General features: G+C 63.0%; 22 protein-coding genes. 9 read left to right on the forward strand and 13 right to left on the reverse strand.

The window, feature by feature from the left end:
* Nucleotides 1-10 precede the first annotated feature (10 nt).
* The 4 genes from ileS to ispH are packed head-to-tail and all read left to right on the forward strand — an operon-like array spanning nt 11 to nt 4745.
* Entirely contained in the window at nt 11-2845 is a 2835-nt protein-coding gene (gene ileS / locus FXN65_RS04260) for an isoleucine--tRNA ligase (protein ID WP_151131845.1), read from the forward strand.
* The gene (gene lspA, locus FXN65_RS04265; RefSeq protein WP_151131847.1) at nt 2838-3341 is read left to right on the forward strand and encodes a signal peptidase II; all 504 of its coding nucleotides are present in this window, start codon (nt 2838-2840) and stop codon (nt 3339-3341) included. Before ileS ends, lspA begins: the two co-directional genes overlap by 8 nt.
* A complete protein-coding gene (gene fkpB, locus FXN65_RS04270) occupies nt 3334-3771 on the forward strand; it encodes an FKBP-type peptidyl-prolyl cis-trans isomerase (protein WP_151131849.1) in 438 nt (145 codons plus the stop codon). The genes lspA and fkpB overlap by 8 nt, the downstream gene beginning before the upstream one ends.
* A 29-nt stretch (nt 3772-3800) precedes the next feature.
* Nucleotides 3801-4745, forward strand: coding sequence for a 4-hydroxy-3-methylbut-2-enyl diphosphate reductase (gene ispH, locus FXN65_RS04275; RefSeq protein ID WP_151131850.1), 945 nt, complete (start codon nt 3801-3803; stop codon nt 4743-4745).
* Nucleotides 4746-4787: 42 nt separating this feature from the next.
* Here the strand turns inward: ispH and FXN65_RS04280 are convergent, their stop codons facing one another.
* The 8 genes from FXN65_RS04280 to FXN65_RS04315 are packed head-to-tail and all read right to left on the reverse strand — an operon-like array spanning nt 4788 to nt 12903.
* A complete protein-coding gene (locus FXN65_RS04280) occupies nt 4788-5228 on the reverse strand; it encodes a type IV pilin protein (protein ID WP_394351272.1) in 441 nt (146 codons plus the stop codon).
* The gene (locus FXN65_RS04285; RefSeq protein ID WP_151131854.1) at nt 5225-9514 is read right to left on the reverse strand and encodes a PilC/PilY family type IV pilus protein; all 4290 of its coding nucleotides are present in this window, start codon (nt 9512-9514) and stop codon (nt 5225-5227) included. The genes FXN65_RS04280 and FXN65_RS04285 overlap by 4 nt, the downstream gene beginning before the upstream one ends.
* A 12-nt stretch (nt 9515-9526) precedes the next feature.
* Complete coding sequence (locus FXN65_RS04290; protein ID WP_151131855.1) at nt 9527-9838, reverse strand: hypothetical protein; 312 nt, start codon at nt 9836-9838, stop codon at nt 9527-9529.
* Between the two features lie 11 nt (nt 9839-9849).
* Entirely contained in the window at nt 9850-10347 is a 498-nt protein-coding gene (locus FXN65_RS04295) for a pilus assembly PilX family protein (RefSeq protein WP_151131857.1), read from the reverse strand.
* Between the two features lie 9 nt (nt 10348-10356).
* Nucleotides 10357-11166, reverse strand: a complete 810-nt coding sequence (locus FXN65_RS04300; protein WP_151131858.1) for a PilW family protein — start codon at nt 11164-11166, stop codon at nt 10357-10359.
* Between the two features lie 4 nt (nt 11167-11170).
* The gene (gene pilV / locus FXN65_RS04305; protein WP_178119266.1) at nt 11171-11722 is read right to left on the reverse strand and encodes a type IV pilus modification protein PilV; all 552 of its coding nucleotides are present in this window, start codon (nt 11720-11722) and stop codon (nt 11171-11173) included.
* A gap of 57 nt (nt 11723-11779) precedes the next feature.
* Complete coding sequence (locus tag FXN65_RS04310) at nt 11780-12397, reverse strand: GspH/FimT family pseudopilin (RefSeq protein ID WP_151131862.1); 618 nt, start codon at nt 12395-12397, stop codon at nt 11780-11782.
* Nucleotides 12391-12903 carry a GspH/FimT family pseudopilin gene (locus FXN65_RS04315; RefSeq protein ID WP_151131864.1) on the reverse strand — a complete coding sequence of 171 codons (513 nt, stop codon included), beginning with the start codon at nt 12901-12903 and terminating at the stop codon, nt 12391-12393. Before FXN65_RS04315 ends, FXN65_RS04310 begins: the two co-directional genes overlap by 7 nt.
* A gap of 115 nt (nt 12904-13018) precedes the next feature.
* Between FXN65_RS04315 and thiO the strand changes: the two genes are divergently transcribed.
* Complete coding sequence (thiO, locus tag FXN65_RS04320) at nt 13019-14113, forward strand: glycine oxidase ThiO (RefSeq protein WP_151131865.1); 1095 nt, start codon at nt 13019-13021, stop codon at nt 14111-14113.
* A gap of 19 nt (nt 14114-14132) precedes the next feature.
* Here the strand turns inward: thiO and FXN65_RS04325 are convergent, their stop codons facing one another.
* The 3 genes from FXN65_RS04325 to FXN65_RS04335 are packed head-to-tail and all read right to left on the reverse strand — an operon-like array spanning nt 14133 to nt 17300.
* Entirely contained in the window at nt 14133-15470 is a 1338-nt protein-coding gene (locus FXN65_RS04325) for a sigma-54-dependent transcriptional regulator (protein WP_151131867.1), read from the reverse strand.
* A 2-nt stretch (nt 15471-15472) separates the two neighbouring features.
* On the reverse strand, nt 15473-17074 hold the full coding sequence (locus FXN65_RS04330) for a sensor histidine kinase (protein ID WP_151131868.1): 1602 nt from the start codon (nt 17072-17074) through the stop codon (nt 15473-15475).
* On the reverse strand, nt 17064-17300 hold the full coding sequence (locus FXN65_RS04335) for a PP0621 family protein (RefSeq protein ID WP_151131870.1): 237 nt from the start codon (nt 17298-17300) through the stop codon (nt 17064-17066). Before FXN65_RS04335 ends, FXN65_RS04330 begins: the two co-directional genes overlap by 11 nt.
* Nucleotides 17301-17470: 170 nt before the next feature.
* On the opposite strand from FXN65_RS04335, the gene FXN65_RS04340 reads away from it, so the two are divergent.
* Complete coding sequence (locus FXN65_RS04340; protein WP_178119267.1) at nt 17471-19102, forward strand: NAD+ synthase; 1632 nt, start codon at nt 17471-17473, stop codon at nt 19100-19102.
* Nucleotides 19103-19162: 60 nt separating this feature from the next.
* Here FXN65_RS04340 and FXN65_RS04345 read toward each other — a convergent pair whose 3' ends face one another.
* Nucleotides 19163-20182, reverse strand: a complete 1020-nt coding sequence (locus tag FXN65_RS04345; protein WP_151131874.1) for an outer membrane protein assembly factor BamD — start codon at nt 20180-20182, stop codon at nt 19163-19165.
* A 147-nt stretch (nt 20183-20329) separates the two neighbouring features.
* Between FXN65_RS04345 and rluD the strand changes: the two genes are divergently transcribed.
* The 3 genes from rluD (at nt 20330) to clpB (ending at nt 24781) form a co-directional block, all read left to right on the forward strand.
* Nucleotides 20330-21304, forward strand: coding sequence for a 23S rRNA pseudouridine(1911/1915/1917) synthase RluD (gene rluD / locus FXN65_RS04350; RefSeq protein ID WP_151131876.1), 975 nt, complete (start codon nt 20330-20332; stop codon nt 21302-21304).
* On the forward strand, nt 21301-22026 hold the full coding sequence (gene pgeF, locus FXN65_RS04355; RefSeq protein ID WP_151131878.1) for a peptidoglycan editing factor PgeF: 726 nt from the start codon (nt 21301-21303) through the stop codon (nt 22024-22026). The genes rluD and pgeF overlap by 4 nt, the downstream gene beginning before the upstream one ends.
* 190 nt (nt 22027-22216) lie before the next feature.
* The gene (gene clpB / locus FXN65_RS04360) at nt 22217-24781 is read left to right on the forward strand and encodes an ATP-dependent chaperone ClpB (protein WP_151131880.1); all 2565 of its coding nucleotides are present in this window, start codon (nt 22217-22219) and stop codon (nt 24779-24781) included.
* A gap of 57 nt (nt 24782-24838) precedes the next feature.
* On the opposite strand, the gene FXN65_RS04365 is transcribed toward clpB, so the two are convergent.
* A complete protein-coding gene (locus FXN65_RS04365) occupies nt 24839-25180 on the reverse strand; it encodes a PilZ domain-containing protein (protein ID WP_151131882.1) in 342 nt (113 codons plus the stop codon).
* Nucleotide 25181: the final 1 nt, after the last annotated feature.

A 25181-nucleotide genomic window follows, 5' to 3' on the forward strand; every position in this document is an offset into this window, starting at 1 on the left:
CTGGACTGAAATGACCGATTACAAAGCGACCCTGAACCTGCCCGAGACGGCATTCCCGATGAAGGCCGGTCTGCCCCAGCGCGAGCCGGAACTGCTGCGGAGCTGGAACAGCATCGACCTGTACGGCAAGCTGCGGCAGATCGGCGAAGGTCGCCCGAAGTTCGTCCTGCACGATGGCCCGCCCTACGCCAACGGCAGCATCCACATCGGTCACGCGGTCAACAAGATCCTCAAGGACATCATCGTCCGCTCCAAGACCCTGGCGGGCTATGACGCCCCCTATGTGCCGGGCTGGGACTGCCATGGCCTGCCGATCGAGCACAAGGTCGAGACCACCCATGGCAAGAACCTGCCCGCGGACAAGACCCGCGAGCTGTGCCGTGCCTACGCCGCCGAGCAGATCGAAGGCCAGAAGGCCGACTTCATCCGCCTGGGTGTGCTCGGCGACTGGGACAACCCCTACAAGACCATGGCTTTTGCCAACGAGGCCGGCGAGATCCGCGCCCTGGCCGAGATGGTCAAGCAGGGCTTCGTGTTCAAGGGCCTTAAGCCGGTGAACTGGTGCTTCGATTGCGGCTCGGCCCTGGCTGAAGCCGAAGTCGAGTACGCCGACAAGAAGTCCGATGCCATCGACGTGGCCTTCCCGATCGAAGACGCCGACAAGCTGGCTGCCGCCTTCGGCCTGGCGAGCCTGCCCAAGCCCGCCGCCATCGTCATCTGGACCACCACGCCCTGGACCATCCCGGCCAACCAGGCGCTGAACGTCCACCCCGAATTCAACTACGCGCTGGTGGATACCGGTGCGCGTCTGCTGGTGCTGGCCGAAGAGCTGGTGGAATCCTGCCTTTCGCGCTACGGCCTGCAAGGCCAGGTCGTCGCCACCGCCAAGGGCGAGGCGCTGGACCTCATCCGCTTCCGCCACCCCTTCTACGAGCGCCTGTCGCCCGTCTACCTGGCCGAGTACGTCGAGCTGGGCGCCGGTACCGGCATCGTCCACTCCGCGCCAGCCTACGGTGAGGACGACTTCCGTACCTGCAAACAGCACGGCATGAGCAACGACGACATCCTGAGCCCCGTTCAGAGCAACGGTGTGTATGTGCAGGACCTGCCGTTCTTTGGCGGCCAGTTCATCTGGAAGGCCAACCCGGCCATCGTCGCCAAGCTGGAAGAAATGGGCGCGCTGCTCAAGCACGAGGCCATCAGCCACAGCTACATGCACTGCTGGCGCCACAAGACTCCGCTGATCTACCGTGCCACTGCACAGTGGTTCGTCGGCATGGACAAGCAGCCGGAGCAGGGCGCCACGCTGCGCGAGCGGGCCCTGTCCGCCATCGACAAGACCGAGTTCGTCCCCGCCTGGGGCCAGGCGCGCCTGCACGGCATGATCGCCGGCCGCCCGGACTGGTGCATCTCCCGCCAGCGCAACTGGGGCGTACCGATCCCGTTCTTCCTGCACAAGGCCACCGGTGAACTGCACCCGCGCACCGTCGAGCTGATGGAGCAGGTGGCGCAGCGCGTCGAGCAGCACGGCATCGAGGCCTGGTTCAAGCTGGATGCCGCCGAGCTGCTCGGCGACGAGGCTGGCCAGTACGACAAGATCAGCGACACCCTGGACGTCTGGTTCGATTCCGGTACCACTCACTGGCACGTGCTGCGCGGCTCCCATGCCGAGCTGGGGCATGCCAGCGGTCCGGCGGCCGACCTCTACCTGGAAGGCTCCGACCAACACCGTGGCTGGTTCCACTCATCCTTGCTGACCGGCTGCGCCATCGACGGCCACGCGCCGTACCGCCAGCTGCTGACCCACGGCTTCACCGTGGACGAGAGCGGTCGCAAGATGTCCAAGTCCCTGGGCAACGTGATCGCGCCGCAGCAGGTTACCGACAGCCTGGGCGCCGACATCCTGCGCCTGTGGGTATCGGCTACCGACTACTCCGGCGAAATGGCCGTTTCCCAGCAGATTCTGCAGCGCAGCGCCGATGCCTACCGCCGCATCCGCAACACCGCGCGTTTCCTGCTGGCCAACCTGAACGGCTTCAACCCGGTCAAGGACCTGCTGCCCGCCGAGGACATGCTGGCCCTGGATCGCTGGGCCGTGGACCGCGCCCTGCTGCTGCAGCGCGAGCTGGAAGAAGCCTACGGCGAGTACCGTTTCTGGAACGTCTACTCCAAGGTGCACAACTTCTGCGTACAGGAGCTGGGCGGCTTCTACCTCGACATCATCAAGGACCGCCAGTACACCACCTCCGCCGATAGCGTGGCGCGCCGTTCCTGCCAGACCGCGCTGTTCCACATCGCCGAGGCGCTGGTGCGCTGGGTCGCGCCGATCCTGGCCTTCACCGCCGACGAGATCTGGCAATACCTGCCGGGCGAGCGCAATGAGTCGGTGATGCTGAACACCTGGTACCAGGGCCTGAGCGAGCTGCCGGAAGGCTTCGAGCTGGGCCGCGAGTTCTGGGAGCAGGTCATGGCCGTGAAGGCCTCGGTCAACAAGGAGCTCGAGAACCTGCGCAGCAACAAGGCCATAGGCGGCAACCTGCAGGCCGAAGTAACCCTGTTCGCCGAAGACGCCCTGGCTGCGGCCCTGGCCAAGCTGGGCGATGAGCTGCGCTTCGTGCTGATCACCTCGGCCGCCGACGTACAGCCGTTGGCCAGCGCCCCGGCAGATGCCGTGGAGACCGAAGTCGCCGGCCTCAAGTTGAAGATCCACAAATCCGCTCACACCAAGTGCGGCCGTTGCTGGCATCATCGCGCCGACGTCGGCCAGTTCGTGAAGCACCCGGACCTCTGTGGCCGTTGCGTGGAAAACATCGATGGTGCCGGCGAGGTTCGACACTATGCCTAAGGCATACGGCCGCCTCGGCTGGCTCTGGCTGACTGCCCTCGTGTTCGTGCTGGACCAGGCGAGCAAGTGGTTCTTCGAGAGCGAGCTCAACCTCTACCAGCAGATCGTGGTCATCCCCGACTATTTCAGCTGGACCCTGGCCTACAACACCGGCGCAGCCTTCAGCTTCCTGGCCGACAGTTCGGGCTGGCAGCGCTGGCTGTTCGCCCTGATCGCCCTGGTGGTCAGCGGCGTTCTGGTGGTATGGCTGAAGCGCCTGAAGCCCGAGGAAACCTGGCTGGCCATAGCGCTGGCCCTGGTCCTGGGCGGCGCCCTCGGTAACCTCTACGACCGCGTGGTGCTTGGCCACGTGGTCGATTTCATCCTGGTGCATTGGCAGAACCGCTGGTACTTCCCGGCGTTCAACCTGGCCGACAGCGCCATCACCGTCGGCGCCGTGATGCTGGCGCTGGATATGTTCAAAGCGAAGAAGTCCGGAGAACCTGCCCATGACTGAACATCGCATAGGGCCGGACATGGAAGTCACCCTGCATTTCGCCATCAAGCTGGATAACGGCGACGTGGTGGACAGCACCTTCGAGAAGAACCCGGCCACCTTCAGGGTGGGTGACGGTAATCTGCTTCCAGGCTTCGAGAGCGTGCTCTTCGGCCTCAAGAGTGGCGACAAGCGCGTCCTGGCCATCGAACCCGAACAGGGTTTCGGCCAGCCCAACCCGCAGAATGTGCAGGTGATGCCCCGTGGCAACTTCCAGGACATGGAACTCTCCGAAGGCCTGCTGATCATTTTCAATGACGCCGCCAACGCCGAACTTCCCGGCGTGGTCAAGATGGTCGACGACACCCATGTGACCGTTGACTTCAACCACCCGCTGGCGGGCAAGCCGCTCTCCTTCGAGGTGGAGATCCTGTCGGTCAAGCCGGCCTGATCTTCACGCGTTCGGACGAGGTAACCACCATGCAAATCAAACTCGCCAACCCTCGCGGCTTCTGCGCCGGCGTCGATCGCGCCATCGAGATCGTCAACCGCGCCCTCGAGGTGTTCGGTCCGCCGATCTACGTGCGCCACGAAGTGGTGCACAACAAGTTCGTGGTCGAAGACCTGCGCGCCCGCGGTGCCGTGTTCGTCGAAGAACTCGACCAGGTGCCGGACAACGTGATTGTTATCTTCAGTGCCCATGGCGTTTCCCAGGCGGTCCGCCAGGAAGCCGCCCGGCGCGGCCTCAAGGTGTTCGACGCTACCTGCCCGCTGGTGACCAAGGTGCATATGGAAGTCGCGCGCTACAGCCGTGATGGCCGCGAATGCATCCTCATCGGCCACGCAGGCCACCCGGAAGTGGAAGGCACCATGGGCCAGTATGACGTCAGCAACGGCGGCGCCATCTACCTGGTGGAAGACGAGGCGGACGTCGAGCGGCTGCAAGTGCGCAATGCCGATGCCCTGTCGTTCGTCACCCAGACCACCCTGTCCATGGACGACACCAGCCGCGTCATCGATGCGCTGCGCGCCAAGTTTCCCAACATCGGCGGTCCGCGCAAGGACGACATCTGCTACGCCACCCAGAATCGCCAGGATGCGGTGAAGCAGCTTGCCAGCGACAGCGATGTGGTGCTGGTAGTCGGCAGCCCCAACAGCTCCAACTCCAATCGCCTGCGCGAACTCGCCGAGCGCATGGACACCCCGGCCTACCTGATCGATGGCGCCGAGGACCTCAAGCGCGAATGGTTCGACAACGTGAAGCGCGTCGGTATCACCGCCGGCGCATCCGCGCCTGAAGTGCTGGTACAAGGCGTGATCGAACAACTCCGCGAGTGGGGCGCCGAAGTCGCCGTCGAGTTGGATGGCCGGCCTGAGAACGTGACCTTCTCCATGCCGAAGGAGTTGCGGGTGAAGGCGGTGTAAAAATGAAAAGGCCGACTCGATGTCGGCCTTTTCGTATCTGTGCTACCAGCAGCTATCCACGTTGGATGTGCCGCTGATGCCTTTCACACCTCGACTGTTGAGCGTCAGGTTGCCACACGCGGTGTCTGACGCCTGAGCGCCTGCCCGGGTTGCGGTAAGAGCGACACAGTTGGCGATGGTCGTTCCAGCGCAGGCCGCGGCCTGGACAGTGTAACGACCCTCTGCGGATGGCACGGCAGCGTTTGCCGCGACGCCCAGACCGAGTCCCCCACCTCCCAGGTTGGTCACATACGTCTGGTTCTGGGAGTAGTACCGTTCCTGCGCTTGCATGATTTCCAGCAGCTTGGCTTGGCCGTCAGTGCGTCCACTGCGCAGGACGTAGTTCTGATAGGAAGGGTAGGCGATCGCTGCAAGTATCGCGACGATCGCTACCGTTATCATCAGTTCGATCAGGGTGAAGCCCTGATTCTTGGATTTGTTCACTGTTCTCTCCAGTAGGTCGGCTGAATGTTGTTGCCAGGTCGGCAGAAGGGGACGTCCTTGCGGCATTCAACCGGAACATCATCAACGCAGCTGTTGGTCAGCGCGCATTGCTTGAATGGGTCTACTTCGGTACCGCTGATCAGGACGGAGCCGTCAGTGGTCGGTATCACCGTTGGGCTGGGGGCGATACCGGGACGAACGAGGTTAACGCTACGGATCGGGACGGATTCGCCGTCGACCGTCTGCTGGTACAGGGCCGAGCCATCCACCAAGTTGGTGGCGTAAAGGCGGCTGGTTCCCACATCCGGTGCGCAGCCGGCAGTCTGTCCGGTAGGCAGGAAGGTATTGAAGAACAGCGCTCCCTGCAGCGTGATGGAGGCCGAAAGGACCTTCTCCCCGGGCGCCAGTCGGATGAACCAACCGTCACTGCCATTCAGAAGGTCCGAATTCACCGTATAGCTGTTGCCAGGGGACAGGCTTGCGTAGAGCTGGTTGATTTGGTCGCGCAATGTGGGAATCTGGCTCTGGGCCACGCCGCGAGCGGCCAGAAGCAGATAGTTGTACGCCTCGAACCAGGTGAGGGTACCGTCCGCATCATTGGCGCGAGCGTCGGCAAGCTGGGCGGAGGTGAGCAGGTTGCTGCTTGCATCGTACGGGCGTGCCGCCAGTGTATCCATTTCACCTTGGATGACATCCCGTTCGGCAATGGCGGTGTTCAGGCTCGCGGTGCGCGAATCCAGCGTTGCCGTCTGATTGCTGATCGATGTGGCGAGATTCTGCTCCTGGGCCGCCAATTCTTTCTGTTTGGTCGTCTCATCACGTGCCAGCAGGTCGCTCACGGCAAGGTTGCTGCCGGAGAGGTTGCTGATTCCCAGGCTGCCCAATTTGTCGTTCAAGGCATTGGACGCCGTGGTCAGCTCGCCTTGTTTCTGGTCGATCTGGCTCTGGTCGCTGTTTTGCATTGCCAGCAGCAGGTCATTCAGCGTTGTCACCAGGTTGTTCTGCAGCGTGCTGAGTTCAGCGCTGTTCGTATCGCTGATCAATGCGGTGCGCATGGTCAGATTCGGATCGGCGGGAGAACTGTCGTCCTCGGTGGTATCCGGATCGTCCGGTCGGCCGTAGAGCCCTTCCTGCAGGGCAACCAGTTCCTGCTGCAGGGTTGCGGTGGGTTGGCCCGCAGCGGCGGTGGCGGCAATGGCTTGCTGCTTCTGCTGAATGGCTGCTTCCTTGGTCGCGATTACGCCCTGGATGGACAATTGCGTGTTGTACAGCGAGGCCAGTTGGTTCTGGATGGTGGTTATCGCTGCAATCTGCGCGCTGTCTTTCAGTCCGACCAGCTTGTCCGTGAGGTCCTTGACCAGTCCCTGGGTTTCTACGACCTGGGTCTGCTGGTCATTGGCCGGGGCAATGCGCCCCAATTCAGACTCGAGGGCATCGATCGTGGCGCCCAGGGTGTCGAGCTCCTGGCGCAGGGTGGTTATCTCGGTGTTCTTGGCCAGGAGGGCGTCGCGTTTTGCGGTATGTCCGATGCTCACCTTGTACTGGTCGAAGTTCGCTTCTGCGGTCACCGCCGCAGTGTTGTATTGCTCGATCAGCGCGAGTTTCTGGTCGATTTCCTGCTTGGTCTGCTCGTACTCCGCATCGCTCAGATTGACGCCGGTCGCGTCCACCATGTTTGCCTCGGTCATCGTGGCATAGGTGGTCGGGGCAGAAAGGACGTTTCGATCACGCAAGGCGTAGAAACGGTCCACGGTGGTTTCGTTCAACGGGTGCTCGCGCCAGCCGCTGCCCAGGGCGATGGTGTAGTAAGTATTGCCGCCGCGCTCGCGTACCAGCGACACGTCCGGGGCATAGTAGAACCGACGGTTGCTTGAGGCGCTGTCATCGCTGGTGATCGAGTTGTCGTCGCCCAGGCGGGCGATTCGGCCTCCAGTGGCGAAGTTGGCGGCGCCGGTATTGTTCTGGCGAATATCGAAGCGGAACACCTGCCCCCTCATGTCAGCCATGAACATGGTGTCCACCAGGCCGTCACCGGTGATGTCGACCAGGGTCGGGCCGCCAGGAATGCTGTTGGTCATCGTGCTGATCGTGAGGTTGGCGCCCGTTTCGCTGGTATGCCCTGCACGCCACAGCAGGCTGCCGGTATCGGCGTCGACCATGTAGAGGGCATTGCCGTAGCTGTCGTTGCGCGGCAGGTTGGGGCTGTCATTGTCCTGGGTCGGATCATAGCCACCGGAGAAGAAGAGTACGGGCTTGATGGCTCCATTCCATTTGACCTTGGCCAGTTTGGCTGCGGACCAGGTCTGGCCGAGTTTCTCAAAGCCTGTGGTGCCGCCAGTACCGCCCTTGATTACCCATTTCAGCTTCGGCGAGTCGATGTCCAGCACATTCAGCGCATAGTAGTTCCGGCCACCCCGGCGCATGCCCGCGATGACATTGACCCGGTTGGCGCTCCGGACATTCGCAACGGCATCGGCATACTCGACCCAGACGGTGATATGGCCATCAAGGCCATAGCGCTTGGTGTCCACGCCTTGCGGGTTCTGGTAGTAGTCCTTCAGATTGGGCAGTAGCTCTTTCGGGATGAAGGCAAATTTTTCCGCACCGTTGGTGGGGTCGACTGCGTGCAGCCCGCCCTGGTTGGTGCCGAAGAACATGTAGAGGGTTTCCTGCGGAGTGGTCGTGGAGTTGTCCACTCGGTAGGAAACCAGCTTGGGCTCGTTGTGCAGCAGGTCGCCTATGAACAGGTTGTTGCCAACGACATTTCCATCCTTGTCCAGCTCATTGCCTCGCGCCCAGTTGATGATCTGGGTGCGCATTTGAGCCGTCATGTTCTGGTCGCCGAGCATGGTGGCCGTGACATGGTTGCCCGCAGTGCCGGTGACGAGCGGATAGCTGCTCAGGGTCGCCGAGGTGGACCCTGGCGGGAGTTCCGCACCTGTATAAGTGTAGAGCTTGCGGGTCGTCGGGGTGGTGAGCTGGCTGGATGCGCCGCCCTTGCTGACGTCGGCGCCATCCACGGTGGGGCTCCACCAACTCTGGGCTGTGGTCTTGAAGAAGCCGGCGTCATCGCCGCTGTAGCTGATCGCTGCGCGCCCATTGGCGTCCTGAATCTCTGCAGCACCGTTGGCGTCCTTGCCCAGCTTGTAACGCTTGACGTTGCCCGGCCAGCGGCTGCCCTGGGCCGGGCGGAACAGCGCGTAGTACAGCTCGTTGCGATAACCGATGTTGTTGTAGGCGCTCACCGAGACTGTGGGCGTCGTGAACGTGGTGTTCTGCGCAAGGATCTCGTTGAGGATGGTGCGCAGTGATTTGATCAGGCCGGACACGTCGTCAGCCGTGTAGTACTTGCCGCCACCGCGTGTTGCCGTACTTTCGAGCAACGGGCTGTCTTCGAAGAAACCGATGGTGTGGGTGGTGACGGTCTGCTTGCCGTCCTGGATGCTGGATTGATCTTCCTCGAATAGGTACTCCGATAGTTCATCCATGCATTCGCCGTTGTTGTTACCGCAACTTTTGCCCGTCAGGGAGCGGATGGCATCCGATGCATCCGTGTCACCGGTGGGGGCGCCGTCCGTCAGGTAAATGATGTGGTTCTTCTGGCAGGAGCTCTCGATCGGCGAAATGTACTTGGCGTTATTTCGGCTATAGGACGTGCTGAGATTGCTGTATTCGGTGATGTTGCTGCCGGTATAGGACTGGCGCACGCTAGGCGTGAAGACCGTTGGAGGGTTCGAGCCCTCGGTGTCCTTGGTCGAGCTGGTAAGCCCATAGTAGACACGGTCTCCCCGATAGTAGCGCGCGGCTTCGTATAGCGTTTCCGACAGGGGGGTGTTGCCGTTCGCGCGATACCGATTTAGGCGCTGGATGATGGTGTCGGCACCGTCGGTGATGGGAGCGATGGGGTAGGTGATCATGCCGCCCTGGGCCTGCATGTCGAAGCGCATCAGGCCGAAGTTGATTTTCCCATCCGCCTTGAGTTCATTGATGAGCTCTGCGGTTACCAGCTTGACGACGCCGAGGCGACTGAGTTTCGCGTTTCTGCCGCTTCCGTCGCAAAGATCGATAATGGTGCTTCCCGCTGTGCAGGTTGTACCTGTTACACCACTGGACATAGAGCCGGACGTGTCGAGCACCAGCAGCACGTTGGGGTTGGTTTTCTTGTCTGCCTTCGGAGTGAGGCCAACGTAGATCTCGGTGTCGTCGGCCAGGGCTACGGTGGCGGAGATGCTCATGTACAGGAAGGCCGCACCAGCGCTGATCAGAGATTGGGCGAATGGCTTCATTGTCGTGTCTTCTCAGTAGGTGCTGATGCGCGAGAGGGTTGTCGGGGTGCCGGCTTCGGCGAATACGTCGGCGCGCCAGCGCGCCTGTGTGAACAGTCGCTCGAGGGTGGAGACACTGCCGTTGATCCTGATCACCGAGGTCGCGGTGATGGTCATCTTCACCGGAGTGCAGCTTTCGCATTCGTACACCAGCAGGTATTGCTCCTGTGGCGCCGAGACGGTGAGGACAGTCGCCCCCTCGTAGATGACAGTCCCGTCATCCTGGAAAGCGCCCATCGCCATCGTGGAAAGGAGGAGCAGGCCGATTGCGAGATATGTCTTCATGACAGTCTTCCTCATGGTTTCGGCATCTGTATGTTGAAGCCTTGGACCTGGTCCGAATAGGCACCGCTTGTGAGCTCGCGTTTGACGTTCAGCTCGAAGGCGTAGTTGTAGAACTTGTCCAGACTGCTGCTTTCGGCCACGCGCTCGCCCAGATAGGTGAGATTTACGTTGGTGTTCCCACCCGGGATGTTCGTGCTGTTCAGGCGAGTAGTCAGGTTCGTCAATGGCTGCCGTTTCTCGGGGAGCCTGGAGTCCACGGGGGATACACGCGGGCGGTCGAATGCCCGGACGCTGTCGATGCGGGTCGCGTCCTTGCGCAGAAATTCGAGTTGAGCCCGGATCTCGCTATACGAAGTCTGAAAGGCCGCGCCACGGAACTGGGCGTTGCTGGACATGCGCTCTTCGGTGGTGGACATCGTGAACGCCGCTATGCCCGCGGCGGTGAGTACCGCCAGGAACACCAGGGCGATGATCAGGCTGGAGCCCTTCTGGCTGGGGAAAATGGCCATCGCTGGTCCTTAGTCGAGATTGTGGAAGCGGACTGTGGTGGTGAATACCTGGCGGGTCAGTCCGTCGTTTGGTGCAGTCACCCGGGCATCGAGCAGGGTGAACTCGCTCGGATTGGCCGCGTCGCCCGAAGCTCGGGTCATGGAACTGGCGAGCACGGCGATGCGAACGGCACTGACGCTGGACCAGTTGGTAACGCGGTTGGCAGATACGAACTGATTGACGCTCTGGGGGTCGCCAGAAGTGCTCACGCCATAGAGCAATTGCAGGTTTTCCACGCCGTCTACCAGGCGTACGGTCTGGAAGGTCGTCGGATCTGTCACGTCGAAGGTGGTGCAGGCCAGGGACGGATAGCGGTTGTTGGCGTCCGCCGCTGCGATGTGGAACACGTTGGCGATCACGGTGTCTTCCGCTACGTCATTGCCGGCACAGTCCCTGCGCCGGGCTGTGCTGGTGGGGTCATCCTTAATCTCCGCTGGCTGGAGAACGAAGGCCACCTGATCGCTGCTGGCACCGTTTGCCGTGCAGTGTGCGTCGGCGGTGCTTGGCCAGTTGCAATTGGTATCGGCTAGCGGCAGGCGCTTGTTGATCAGCAGGTAGGGTTCCAGGTATCCGGCCTGGCGAGCGCTCTGCGCGATGAATTCCAGGGCGAACCGACCGTTCTCCTGAGTCCGAGCCAGGGATTCGGCCATGGAGTAGGTGCGGCTGCTGGAGAGAAATACCTGGAGCACCCCGCCAATCAGAATCGTGCTGAGCAGCAGCGCGATCATCAACTCTACGATTGTCACGCCGGCCTGATGCCGGTACTTGATCTGTTTCATGCACTCACTTCCTGATCGTCATCTGGGCCGACTGATTGTCGCCATCGCTATTGGCGGCGTTCTGTCCACCTTTGCCTCTCCAGGAGAGCGTCAGGTCGAGTGAGTCATTCACCGTGTCTCCGTTGGAGTCGCGCGCGGCGATGTTGAGGGCCTGAATATTGATGAAGTCGCGGCTGTTACTGCGGATGAGTTTGGCGGTGTTGTTGGCCTGATAGGTCGCAGTGTCCCGATAGCGGCAAACCGCTTCCCAGCGATCGAAACTGGCCATCTGCGCCGCGGTGCAGCTGCTTCCATTGACCTTCGCACCCGTCGCGGCGTTATAGAAATCGGCGCAGGCAGGGTTTGGCAGCGCACTGCAGTTCGGGGCTGCACCACTGTAGTCGGCGATCGTCGCGTTGCCATTGGCATAGATGCGATCCGCGAAATCCTGCAGCAGCCAGGTCGCGTGGGCGCGTTGAACACCATCGTTGGTGCCTTGAAGGGCCTTGAGCTGGAGTCCGGCCAGACCGAGCAAGCCGATGGTGAAGACCAGAAGGGTTACCAGGACTTCGATCATGGTGATGCCTGATTGCCGAAATCCCGAATTTTGGAATGAGGAGCTCATTGAAGGTCCTTAGCAGTCGTCGGCAGGATTGATTGCTGCTATCGATACACGACCGATCGCATCCAGGGTCAGGCAACGCGCACGCTTGCCCGTTGCGGAAAGGTTGTCCGCGCTGACCTTTATTCCTCCAGACACTGCCGGATCGCGAGTGCCGTCGCGCCGGAAAGTGAGCACGTTGCCTGTCTGGACATAGTCGCTGTCGATTTCCACACCTGCGGGCACGGCGTCATATCTGCGCAGCACGTCACCATTGCAGTTGCTCAGCTCACCGAGAACCACGCACCAGCCCTGGTTCCAGCCGTTGGTACTGTTGGTAACCGGAACGACTCGGATGCGCCGGTTCTTGGCTGTAGCTTCGGAACGGGCGAATTGAAGAGCCGTCGACAGTGCAGTGGCCTGACCGGCCACTCGTTGATTCAGGAGAAAGGTGCCCATCGAGGGAACTGCGAGGGAAGTGATGATTGCGAGGAGCGCGATCGCTATCATGAGTTCGATAAGCGTAAAGCCGCGAGATTCAGGCATTTGCTGATCCATGCTGATAAGCCTAGGGGTGAGCATAAGCAGGCTAATTATCGTCTCAATGCTCTCTGGATAGTCGGAAGGATCGTAAGGGTGAGCGGTCAGCATTGCGAGTCTTCAGTCACGCTGCGCCTCAACCGCCCTTGTCGATTGAGCACTAATTCACGAATCACCTTGCCCTGCCGGCAGAGGCGCACGCGCCCGTTGGTAACTGCGGTGTGGCCATGGAGATTGAAGTGGATTGCGCGATTGCCTCCCATCCCCTTCCAGTCGACGTCTATCAGCGGTAGCGCGGGAGCGGTGGCGATCAGCTTGTCGTCGTGATCCAGGCGTCTCTTTCCGGCTGGATCTTCGAATGCACTGATCGGAGCGTTCCAATTCCGATGACACCTCTGGTTATCATCGAGAGGGCACACCGTTACTCTGACTCGACGGGTGGCGGCATGCAGGCGAGCTTGCTGAACCAGCAGAAAGAGTTGCTGCTCGAATTGCCTGATCCTGGCCTTGGCTGAGAACTCGAGGAAGGAAGGCATCAGCATCGCGATTGCGCAGACGATAGTGATGACGATCAGTAATTCCAGAAGTGTGACTGCGGCTTGCCGATTTCGCTTCATGGGGCCATCTCCTTGGCATTTCGGTGAAATGGAGAAGGCTACGGAGGTGGGGATGGGGTGGGTTGGTCAGGTATTCCGAAACGAACGTGGAACGAGCTGAACAGGGGCAGGAAAGTTGGGAAGTGTTTGTGTGGTCGGCGGCGGTGCCATAGGTCTTCTGAGCGCCCTGGAGTTGGCGCGCAATGGGCAGCAGGTCTGCCTGCTGGAGCGCGGCGATACGGGGCGCGAGTCTTCCTGGGCGGGGGGCGGTATCGTTTCTCCGCTGTATCCATGGCGATACAGCAGTGCGGTAACGGCGTTGGCACATTGGTCCCAGGACTTTTACCCACAACTCGGTCAGCGCTTGCTCGCTGAAACCGGGATAGATCCCGAAGTCCACGAGACCGGCCTCTACTGGCTGGATCTTGATGACGAGGCTGAAGCCCTGGCCTGGGCGGCCCGTGAAGGGCGGCCGCTGTCGTCAGTCGAATTGGATAAGGTGCATACCGCTGTGCCTCCGCTGGGGCTTGGGTTCCAGCGTGCCATCTACATGGCGGGTGTGGCCAACGTGCGGAATCCTCGCCTGACCCGTGCCCTGCGCGAAGCCTTGTTGCGGATGCCGAATGTATCGCTGAGGGAGAACTGCGAGGTGCGCGGTTTCGTCCGGCGGGACGGGCGCGTGGTCGGCGTGAGTACGCCTGAAGGCGAGGTGCTGGTGGATCGCGTGGTACTGGCGGCCGGTGCCTGGAGCGGTGAGCTGCTGCGGCATCTGGGGATGGTTCTGCCGGTGGAGCCGGTGAAAGGGCAGATGATTCTCTTCAAGTGCGCGGCGGACTTCCTGCCGGCCATGGTACTGGCCAAGGGGCGTTACGCGATTCCGCGTCGGGACGGGCACATCCTGGTGGGTAGCACGCTGGAGCATGCCGGCTTCGACAAGACGCCCACAGGCGATGCGCTGGAAAGTCTCAAGGCGTCGGCTTTCGAGTTGCTGCCGCAACTCGAGGACGCCGAGCTGGTCGGTCACTGGGCGGGCTTGCGCCCCGGCTCGCCGGAGGGCATCCCGTTCATCGGTCCCGTGCCGGGCGCGGACGGCCTGTGGCTGAACTGCGGTCACTACCGCAACGGGCTGGTGCTGGCGCCCGCGTCGTGCCGGCTGTTGACGGACCTGATGCTGGACCGCAAGCCCATCATCGATCCGGCGCCCTACGCGCCGGTTGGGCGTCTGGGCTGAGGCCCTGGCGGGCTGGGCATCAATCGATGCCCAGCTTCTTCAGCCGATAACGCATCGAGCGGAAGGTCAGGCCCAGGCGCTGGGCTGCGGCGGTGCGGTTCCAGCGGGTTTCTTCGAGCGCCTGCATGATCAGCTTGCGCTCGATGTCCTCCAGGTAGTCTTCCAGATTGTCGATCTGCGCCAGGCTGGCCTCTCCTGCCTCGGCGGCGCCGCTGGCTTCGGCAAGGCGCAGGTCGCGGGCCTGGATCTGGTCATCCTCGCAGAGTGTGTAGGCGCGCTCGAGCATGTTCTCCAGCTCGCGCACGTTGCCGGGAAAACGGTAGCACTTGAGTTTGTCGAGGGCTTCCGGGGCGAGGCTGGCGGCTGGCAGTCCACTCTGCTGGGCCAGGCGCTTGAGCATGGAATCGGCCAGGAGCGGAATGTCTTCGCGGCGTTCGCGCAACGGCGGCACGCTGAGTTCGATGACGTTGAGGCGGTAGTAGAGGTCCTGGCGGAAACGGCCGGCGGCCACTTCGGCGGCCAGGTCCTTGTGGGTGGCGCTGAGGATGCGCACATCGACCACGACTTCCTGCTGTCCGCCCACGGCGCGAATGGCTTTCTCCTGAATGGCGCGCAGCAGCTTGACCTGCATGGCCAGCGGCAGGTCGGCGACTTCGTCCAGGAACAGGGTGCCGCCGTTGGCGGCCTGGAACAGGCCCTGCTTGTCTTCCACCGCGCCGGTGAAGCTGCCCTTCTTGTGGCCGAAGAATTCGCTTTCCATCAGCTCGGAAGGAATGGCGCCGCAGTTGACTGGCACGAAGGGGCGCTCTGCGCGGGGACCCTGCTCGTGGATCAGCCGCGCCACCAGCTCCTTGCCGCTGCCCGATTCGCCGCTGATGTACACCGGCGCCTGGCTGCGGGCGAGTTTCTGGATCTGCTTGCGCAGGGCGTTCATGGGCGGCGAGCTGCCCAGCAGGCGACCGTCCACCGGCGCTTCGCCCTCCTCGGGAGAGCTGAGGCGCAGGGCAGTGTTGACCAGCTCACGCAGGCGGCCGAGATCCACCGGCTTGGTGACGAAGTCGAAGGCGCCCGCCTTGAGCGCGTTCACGGCGGTGTCGAGGCTGCCGTAGGCGGTGATCATCGCCACCGGGACCATCGGGTGCCGCTGCTGGATGTATTGCACCAGTTCCAGGCCGGTGCCATCGGGCAGGCGCATGTCGGTCAGGCACAGGTCGAAGGGCTCGCGACCCAGCCATTCGCGGGCCTCCTTGAGGTTGCGGGCGCTGCGAGTGTCGAGCTTCATCCGGCCGAGGGTGATTTCCAGCAACTCGCGGATATCGGGCTCGTCGTCGACGATCAGGGCTCTCTGTCGGGTCATGGTCAGCTCAGTTTGCGCGGATGGGCGAAGGTGATGCGGAAGCAGCTGCCGCCGTGCTCGCGCGGTTTGTAGTCGAGGCGGGCCTGGTTGCTTTCACAGAGCTCGCGGGAGATGTACAGGCCGAGGCCCGTGCCCTTGCTGTCGGTGGTGAAGAAGGGCTCGAAGATATTGTGTACCTGCTCAGGCGGGACGCCTTCCCCGTCGTCTTCCACTTCCAGTACCGGCAGGTCGCTTTCGGGGTCGCGGAACAACTTGAGCCAGACCTGGCCCTCGGTGTTCTTCTTGCTGCTGTAGCGCAGGCCGTTCTGCACCAGGTTGGTCAGCACCTGGGTGAGCTGGTGCGGGTCCATGCGGGTCTGCAGCGTGCTGCCGAGTGTGCTCAGGTGCAGGGTCTGGTTGGGACTCGCGGACGTGCGGAATTCACTGGCGAAACGGGTCAGCCAGTATTTGAGATCCAGCAGCTGGGGTTCCGACTGGCGACGGCGGGACAGCTGGAGCACGTTCTCGATCACGAGGTTCATGCGCCGCGAGTGGTCCTGGATGATCTGCGCCAGGCGCCGATCGGGGCTCTGGAGTTCGTCCGACTCCTGCAGCAACTGGGCTGCGTGGCTGATGGCGCCCAGGGGGTTGCGGATTTCATGGGCGATGCCTGCGGTCAGGCGGCCAAGGGAGGCGAGTTTGAGCTGCTGGGCCTGCTGGGCGATCTGCGAGATGTCCTCGAGGAAGACCAGGGTATTCTGCTGACCGCCCCGCTGGAGGTGGACGAAGCTCGGTTGCAGCGTCGGACCGTCGGCGAATGCCTGGAGACTCTGTGGGCGAAGGGTCGGGTTGGCGAGCCATTGCCGCAGGCTTTCCAGCAGTTCGGGGCATTGGCTGCTCAGGGCTTGGCCCGACAGGTTGTCCTTGCCCAGCAGGGCCAGGGCGCCATTGTTGGCGAGCAGGACCTGGTTGCGAGGGTCCAGCACCAGGATGCCGGTGCGCATGCGTTCGAGGATCTGCGCGTTCAGCGCCTCCAGGTTGGCCACATCCTCTGCGCGTTGCTCCGCAAGCGTCTCGCTGATCTGCAGGCGTCGACTCAGCCCCTGGATGAACAGGGCTGCGGCAAAGCACAAGGCGCCGAAACCGCCGGCCTGGACGAACTGGCTGGCGGCCGCGGGTTGGCTGATGCTGAGGTAGAAGGTCAGGTAGATCAGCCCGATCGCCGCCACTGCGGCCACCAGGAGCCCGATACGCCCACGCAGGAGGATATTGGAGATGGCCACCGAGACCACGATGAGGTTGGCGATGCCGCTCGGTGTGCCGCCGGCCGCGAAGAACAGGCAGGAGAGCAGCAATACATCCACCACGGCCAGGCTGAAGACCTGCACCATGCTCCTTGGGCGGGGCACCAGGGCGGCGATCAGGGCGTTCAGGATCAGGTAGAACCAGCTGGCGTTGCGGAACAGGTCGGGCCGTGCGAGATCCAGCAGGCGGTCGTCCATTTCGCTGGAGATCAGGAGTACCAGCACCAGGCCGATCAGCAGCCGGTAGAGGCTGTAGAGGCGGAAGATGCGTCGCCCCTGGGCGCTGAGCCCGGTCGGGAGTGGGCGGGTATCAGCGTTCACCGGAACCCTGGTCCTGTTCCAGGTGCGCCCGGCTGCAGTACCAGCGATCGTCCCGGGACAGGGCGTGGTTGCGGGGGACGTGAATACCGCATTGTGCGCAACGCACCATCGGTTGTGTCGCGTCCTGCTGGCGTGGCTGGGGGCGGGGCGTCGAGGGGGTCTTGAAGCGGCGCCACAGCCAGATGGCGGCGAAGATCACGGCAATCCAGAACAGCAGGCGAAACATGCCGAAGGTGCTCTCTTCTTGATGGAAAGCTGGCAGTTTATCCAAGCCGGTTGCCTGCGCACAGAGATCAGCCGCACGCTGGCGCAACTTGCGTGGTTTTCGCTGCGGGCGCGCCGGAGTATGGTGGCCTTGAGGCGCATTCGATGCCTTACAACGCCCGGGAGGCGGCCATGCGCCAAAACCTGCGAATCGTGATGGCCCAGCTCAATTTCCGTGTCGGCGACGTCCAGGGCAACGTCGAGCGGATTATCGAGGCGGCGAATTCCGCCCGCGAGGCCTGGGAAGCGGATGTCATCGTCTTCCCCGAGCTGTCCCTGTGCGGCTACCCGCCGGAGGACCTGTTGCTGCGCTCCAGCATGCAGCGGCGCATCGAGATGGGGCTGCAGCGGCTGCGCGACGAGGTGCGCGGCATCTACCTCGTGGTCGGTTATCCCTGGCTGGAAGATGAGCTGCGCTACAACGCCTGCGCGGTGATTGCTGATGGCCAGCTGCTGGCCAGCTACTACAAGCAGCGTTTGCCCAATTACCGGGTGTTCGACGAGAAGCGCTATTTCGAATCCGGACAGCAGCCGTGTGTCGTCGACATCAAGGGGGTGGCGGTGGCGCTGTCGATCTGTGAAGACATCTGGTTTCCCGAGCCCATGGCCCAGGCCCGCGCCGCCGGGGCGAAGCTGATGCTCAGCCTGAATGCCTCGCCCTTCCATCTGGACAAGCAGCTGGAGCGCGAGGAGGTGCTGGCCGAGCGGGTGGCCGAGGGCGAAATGCCGGTGATCTATGTGAACCAGGTCGGTGGCCAGGATGAGCTGGTATTCGATGGCGGCAGTTGCGTCATGGATACCGGGGGGGTGATCTGCCAGCGCGCGCCGGCCTTTGTCGAAGGCCTCTACCCGGTGGATCTGCAGTTGCAGGACGGGATCTGGCGGCCGCGCCGGACCCATTGCGCCGAACTTCCGGAGCTCGAGGCGAGTGTCTATCAGGCGCTGGTGATGGGCGTGCGTGACTACGTTCGGAAGAACGGTTTCAAGGGTGTGGTGATGGGATTGTCCGGCGGTATCGATTCGGCCCTGACCCTCGCGGTGGCGGTCGATGCGCTCGGGGCGGAGCGGGTGGACGCCGTGATGATGCCCTATCACTACACGGCGCAGATCAGCCTGGAAGATGCCGAGGCCGAGGCGCATCTGCTTGGCGTCGGTTATCGGGTATTACCCATTGCGCCTGTGGTCGAGGCTTTGCAGCAGGTCTTGGCGCCGGTGTTCGACGGCCATTCCCGCGATGCCAGCGAGGAGAATTTGCAGGCGCGCTGCCGCGGCACGCTGCTGATGGCCATTTCCAACAAGAAAGGCAGCCTGGTGTTGACCACCGGCAACAAGAGCGAGCTGGCGGTAGGCTACGCGACCCTCTATGGCGATATGGCCGGCGGGTTCGATGTGCTCAAGGATGTGCCGAAGTCGCTGGTCTTCCGTTTGGCTGAATACCGCAACAGCCTGGGCCCGGTGATCCCGCCACGGGTGATCGAACGGCCGCCCTCGGCGGAGTTGGCGCCGGGGCAGCAGGATGACGACTCGCTACCGCCCTATCCGGTGCTGGACGAGATTCTCAAGCTCTACATCGAACATGACCTGTCGGCCAACGCCATCATTGCCGAGGGGTTCGATGAGGACACCGTGAACCGGGTACTGGGCATGGTGGATCGCAACGAATACAAACGGCGCCAGGCTGCAGTGGGCATCCGGGTGACGCAGCGGGGCTTCGGGCGGGACCGGCGCTATCCGATTACTTCGGGATGGCGGCTGGGAGATTGACGTGAGGCTGAAACGAAGAAGGGAGGCCATTGGCCTCCCTTCCTTTTATCGCGGCGATGCTCAGTCGAACAGGCCGAAGGTCATGTAGCTGAACCAGGAGCGGCCGTTCTGGTTGGCCTCGGACTCGTGCTGTTCTTCCTGCACTTCGTCCTGGTTCTCCGGCAGCAGCTCCTCCGGGATCTGCTCCTTGGCGTCTTCGTACTGCTTGATCACGTCCTGGGCGGCACGGGTTTCGCCCGGGGGCAGCGGCGCATCGCTCTCGATCAGGCCCAGGGTGGCCTTGGCCAGCCAGGAACGGTTGTCGGCTTCTTCTTCGCGCGGGACGAACTGGCCGTCGACCAGGGTCGGGTGATCCGGGTAGTTCAGCTTCAGGGTTTCCAGGCTGGAAGCGGCCAGCTCGTTCAGGCCCAGGCGCTGGTAAGCCTCGACCATCACGGCCAGGCCATCGCCGACGGCGGGGGTTTCCTGGAAGTTTTCCACTACGTAACGACCACGGTTGGCGGCGGCGACATAGGCCTCGCGGGTCAGATAGTAGTGGGCGACGTGGATTTCGTAAGCGGCCAGCAGGTTGCGCAGGTAGATCATGCGCTGCTTGGCATCCGGGGCGTAGCGGCTGTTCGGGTAGCGGCTGGTGAGCTGGGCGAACTCGTTGTAAGAGTCGCGGGCGGCTCCCGGGTCGCGCTTGGTCATGTCCAGCGGCAGGAAGCGCGCCAGCAGGCCACGGTCCTGCTCGAAGGAGGCCAGGCCCTTCAGGTAGTACGCGTAGTCGACGTTCGGGTGCTGCGGGTGCAGGCGGATGAAGCGCTCGGCGGCGGACTTGGCGGCTTCCGGCTCGACGTTCTTGTAATAGGCGTAGATCAGCTCGAGCTGGGCCTGTTCGGCGTAGCGGCCGAAGGGATAGCGGGATTCCAGGGCCTTGAGCTTGGCGATGGCGGGGGTGTAGCTGCTGTTGTCCAGATCGGCCTGGGCCTGCTGATACAGCTCGGCTTCGCTCAGGTTCTCGTCCACCACTTCCTTATTGGAGGAACAGGCGGCGGCGAGGGCGAGAGTGGCGATCAGCAGCAGGTGTTTCACTTGCATGGCGGCTTGCGTCCCTGTGACGGCTGGCTGTCTTGGCTGGAGCCGTCCTGTTATGATGGGCGCCCCGGAACCCCCGGGACAAAGACGCGGTATTTAACCACAAGCGCGCAACCGAAACCAAAGGCTGCGCCCCCTCCGTTTCCGAGCATGTCTTCCATTACCAAGCAGGTCATTCAACTCAGCGCCGAGGTACCGTCCGAATTGGGCGGGCAACGTCTCGACCAGGTCGCTGCGCAACTTTTTTCCGAGCACTCCCGTTCCCGCCTCGCCGGCTGGATCAAGGACGGGCTCCTGACCGTTGACGGCAGCGTGCTGCGTCCGCGGGACATCGTGCATGGCGGCGCGCTACTGGAGCTGAACGCCGAGCAGGAGTCCCAGGGCGAGTGGGTGGCCCAGGACATCGAGCTCGACATCGTTTACGAGGACGAGCACCTGCTGGTGCTGGACAAGCCCGCCGGCCTGGTGGTGCATCCGGCCGCGGGGCATGCCGACGGCACGCTGCTGAATGCCCTGCTGCACCATGTGCCGGGTCTGGAGAATGTGCCGCGAGCGGGTATCGTCCATCGCCTGGACAAGGACACCACCGGCCTGATGGTGGTGGCCAAGACCCTCGAAGCCCACACCAGCCTGGTGGCGCAGTTGCAAGCGCGCAGCGTGAGCCGTGTCTATGAGGCGGTGGTGGTCGGCGTGATCACCTCCGGTGGCAAGGTGGATGCGCCCATCGGTCGCCATGGCCAGCAGCGCCAGCGCATGGCCGTGGTTGCCGGCGGCAAGCCCGCCGTCAGTCACTATCGGGTGCTGGAGCGTTTCCGCTCCCATACCCACACTCGCGTCAAGCTGGAAACCGGCCGTACCCACCAGATTCGCGTGCACATGGCCTATGTGAACTTCCCGCTGGTGGGCGACCCCGTCTACGGTGGTCGTTTCCGCATTCCGCCGGCGGCGAGCCCGACCCTGATCCAGACCCTCAAGGAATTCCCGCGCCAGGCCCTGCATGCGCGCTTCCTCGAACTGGACCACCCGGTGAGCGGCGAGCGCATGAAGTGGGAGTCCCCGCTGCCTGACGATTTCGTCTGGCTGCTCAGCCTGCTGCGCCAGGATCGCGAGTCCTTCGAGCAATGACCAACTGGCTGAAGCCCGATTGGCCTGCACCTTCGCGGGTAAAGGCCTGTGTCACCACCCGCGACGGTGGCTTCAGCCTGCCTCCTTTCGAGGGCCTGAACCTTGGCAGCCACGTCGGCGACGATCCACTTGCCGTCGAAAGAAATCGCCAGGTGCTGACCTCTACCCTGGCCTGCCGGCCCGCCTGGCTGAGCCAGGTGCATGGCGTGCATGTCGTACAGGCCGATCCCGGTCGCGTGGACGAGGCGGATGCCAGCTGGACGGCCGAGCCAGGCGTCGCCAGCGCGGTTCTGACGGCCGACTGCCTGCCGGCGCTGTTCTGCGACCGCGCTGGCAGCAAGGTCGCGGCTGCCCACGCCGGCTGGCGTGGCCTGGCCAATGGTGTGCTGGAAGCGACCCTGGATGCGCTTGCCTTGCCGGCGGAAGAGGTGCTGGTCTGGCTCGGCCCGGCCATCGGTCCTGCGGCCTTCGAGGTTGGTCCCGAGGTGCGTGAAGCTTTCGTTGCCAGTCATCCCGAAGCGGGCCAGGCCTTCCGGCCCAGCGTCAATGAAGGCAAATACATGGCCGATATCTACCAGCTGGCGCGCATTCGCCTCGCCGCACGTGGCATCCATGCCGTGTATGGCGGTGGTTTCTGCACCGTCAGCGATCCGCGCTTCTATTCCTACCGCCGCGCCTCGCGCACGGGCCGCTTCGCCAGCCTCGTCTGGCTGGCAGGCTGAGATTTCCACCTCTCCGGCATCGCAAATTAATTCCTTCCTGCAGCCGGCTGTCCAGACGGCTTCATGATCCTGATCAAATCCGGTGAGGTTGAATCGCACAGAATCGTCCCTATCTAAGCTTCATCCCGGCGGGCTTTTAGTATCTGGTGCCGTCATCGCGCCGCCCGCTATCTGAAGGAAGGACGAACCCATGCGAATAGACCGTTTGACCAGCAAGCTGCAACTGGCGCTCTCCGATGCCCAGTCCCTGGCAGTTGGCCATGACCACCCGGCCATTGAACCTGTACACCTGGTACTGGCCCTGCTCGACCAGCAGGGCGGATCGATCAAGCCCCTGTTGATGCAGGTGGGCTTCGACGTGGCGGCCCTGCGCCAGGGACTGACCCGAGAACTCGATCATCTGCCGAAGATCCAGAATCCCACCGGCGACGTGAACCTGTCCCAGGACCTGGCGCGCCTGCTCAACCAGGCCGACCGCCTGTCCCAGCAGAAGGGCGACCAGTTCATCTCCAGTGAGCTGGTGCTGCTCGCCTCGATGGACGAGAACACCCGCCTCGGCAAGCTCCTGCTCGGCCAGGGCGTGACCCGCAAGGCGCTGGAGAATGCCATCGCCAACCTGCGTGGCGGCCAGGCCGTGAACGATCCCAACATCGAAGAATCCCGGCAGGCGCTGGACAAGTTCACCGTCGACCTGACCAAGCGCGCCGAGGATGGCAAGCTGGACCCGGTGATTGGCCGTGACGACGAGATCCGCCGCACCATCCAGGTCCTGCAGCGCCGTACCAAGAACAACCCCGTGCTGATCGGTGAGCCCGGCGTCGGCAAGACGGCCATCGCCGAAGGCCTGGCCCAGCGCATCGTCAACGGCGAAGTGCCTGACGGCCTGAAGGACAAGCGCCTTCTGGCCCTGGACATGGGGGCGCTGATCGCCGGGGCCAAGTTCCGTGGCGAGTTCGAAGAGCGCCTGAAAGGCGTGCTCAATGAACTGTCCAAGCAGGAAGGCCGGGTCATTCTGTTCATCGACGAGCTGCATACCATGGTCGGCGCCGGCAAGGCCGAGGGCGCCATGGATGCGGGCAACATGCTCAAGCCGGCCCTGGCCCGTGGCGAACTGCACTGCGTGGGCGCCACCACCCTGGACGAGTATCGCCAGTACATCGAGAAAGATGCTGCGCTGGAGCGCCGCTTCCAGAAGGTGCTGGTGGACGAGCCGAGCGAGGAAGACACCATCGCCATCCTGCGCGGTCTGAAGGAGCGTTACGAGGTGCACCACGGCGTGACCATCACCGACGGCGCGATCATCGCCGCGGCCAAGCTGTCGCACCGCTACATCACCGATCGCCAGTTGCCGGACAAGGCCATCGACCTCATCGACGAAGCGGCCAGCCGCATCCGCATGGAGATCGACTCCAAGCCTGAAGCCCTGGACCGTCTGGAGCGCCGCCTGATCCAGCTGAAGATCGAGCAGGAAGCCCTGAAGAAGGAAGACGATGACGCCGCCCTGAAGCGTCTGGAGAAGCTGAAAGAGGACATCGCCCGCCTGGAGCGCGAATACGCCGACCTGGAGGAGATCTGGAAGTCCGAGAAGGCCGAGGTACAAGGCTCGGCGCAGATCCAGCAGAAGATCGAGCAGGCGCGCCAGGACATGGAGGCCGCCCGCCGCAAAGGTGACCTGCAACGCATGGCGGAGCTGCAGTACGGCGTGATTCCGGACCTCGAGCGAAGCCTGCAGATGGTCGACCAGCACGGCAAGACCGAGAACCAGTTGCTGCGCAACAAGGTGACCGACGAAGAGATCGCCGAAGTCGTCTCCAAGTGGACCGGCATCCCGGTGGCCAAGATGATGGAAGGCGAGCGGGAGAAGCTGCTGCACATGGAAGACGGCCTGCACACGCGGGTCATCGGCCAGCACGAGGCGGTTGTCGCCGTTGCCAACGCGGTGCGCCGCTCCCGCGCGGGCCTGGCCGATCCGAATCGCCCGAGCGGTTCCTTCCTGTTCCTGGGCCCGACCGGCGTGGGCAAGACCGAACTGTGCAAGGCGCTGGCCGAGTTCCTCTTCGATACCGAGGAGGCGCTGGTGCGCATCGACATGTCCGAATTCATGGAGAAGCATTCCGTGGCTCGCCTGATCGGCGCGCCTCCGGGCTACGTCGGTTACGAGGAAGGCGGCTACCTGACCGAAGCCGTGCGTCGCAAACCCTATTCCGTGGTGCTGATGGACGAGGTGGAAAAGGCCCATCCGGACGTATTCAACGTATTGCTCCAGGTGCTGGAAGATGGCCGTCTGACCGACAGCCACGGCCGCACCGTGGACTTCCGCAACACAGTGGTGGTGATGACCTCCAACCTGGGCTCCACGCAGATCCAGGAACTGGTGGGCGACCGCGAGGCGCAGCGGGCGGCGGTGATGGATGCGGTAAGCGCGCATTTCCGTCCCGAGTTCATCAACAGGATCGACGAAGTGGTGGTGTTCGAGCCCCTGGGCCGTGACCAGATAGGCGGCATTGCGGAGATCCAGCTGCAGCGTCTGCGCAAGCGTTTGGCCGAGCGTGAACTGAGCCTGGAACTGAGCCCCGAGTCCCTGGACAAGCTGATCGCGGTTGGGTACGACCCGGTCTACGGTGCGCGCCCGCTGAAAAGGGCGATCCAGCGCTGGATCGAAAACCCGCTTGCCCAGCAGATACTGGCAGGCCAGTTCGCTCCTGGTGCAACCATCGCTGCGAGGGTTGAAGGCGACGAGATCGTCTTCAGCTGATCGGCAGCGCCAAAAAAAGCCCCGCATTGCGGGGCTTTTTCTTGTTCGGCGTTCGCGCTAGGGCGTGCGAATGGACTGCAGCAGGTCTTCCAGCACGGTGGCCTGGTCTTCGGCCAGGTCGATGATGTGAAAGCCCGCCCAGCAGTTGCGCTGGTCCTCGCCCATGCGAGTCCACAGGCAGTCCGCGCCCAGGCGGATTTCTTCCAGCCCTTCCACCCAGGTCAAGGGCACGAGCCGGCATTCCCAGACCGAGTCGGCGGCGAGCGGCAGTTCGCTCAACAGCATGAAACCGTCCATCGACAGGTCGACGATACGTCCCAGGCGCTGTCCTGAATGCAGGTCGAATACTTCCAGCTGCAGCTCTGTGGCAAAGCGGCTGTGCTGGCGACGTTCTTCCATG

This window comes from Pseudomonas lalkuanensis, from assembly GCF_008807375.1.
In the GTDB taxonomy this organism is placed as follows: domain Bacteria; phylum Pseudomonadota; class Gammaproteobacteria; order Pseudomonadales; family Pseudomonadaceae; genus Metapseudomonas; species Metapseudomonas lalkuanensis.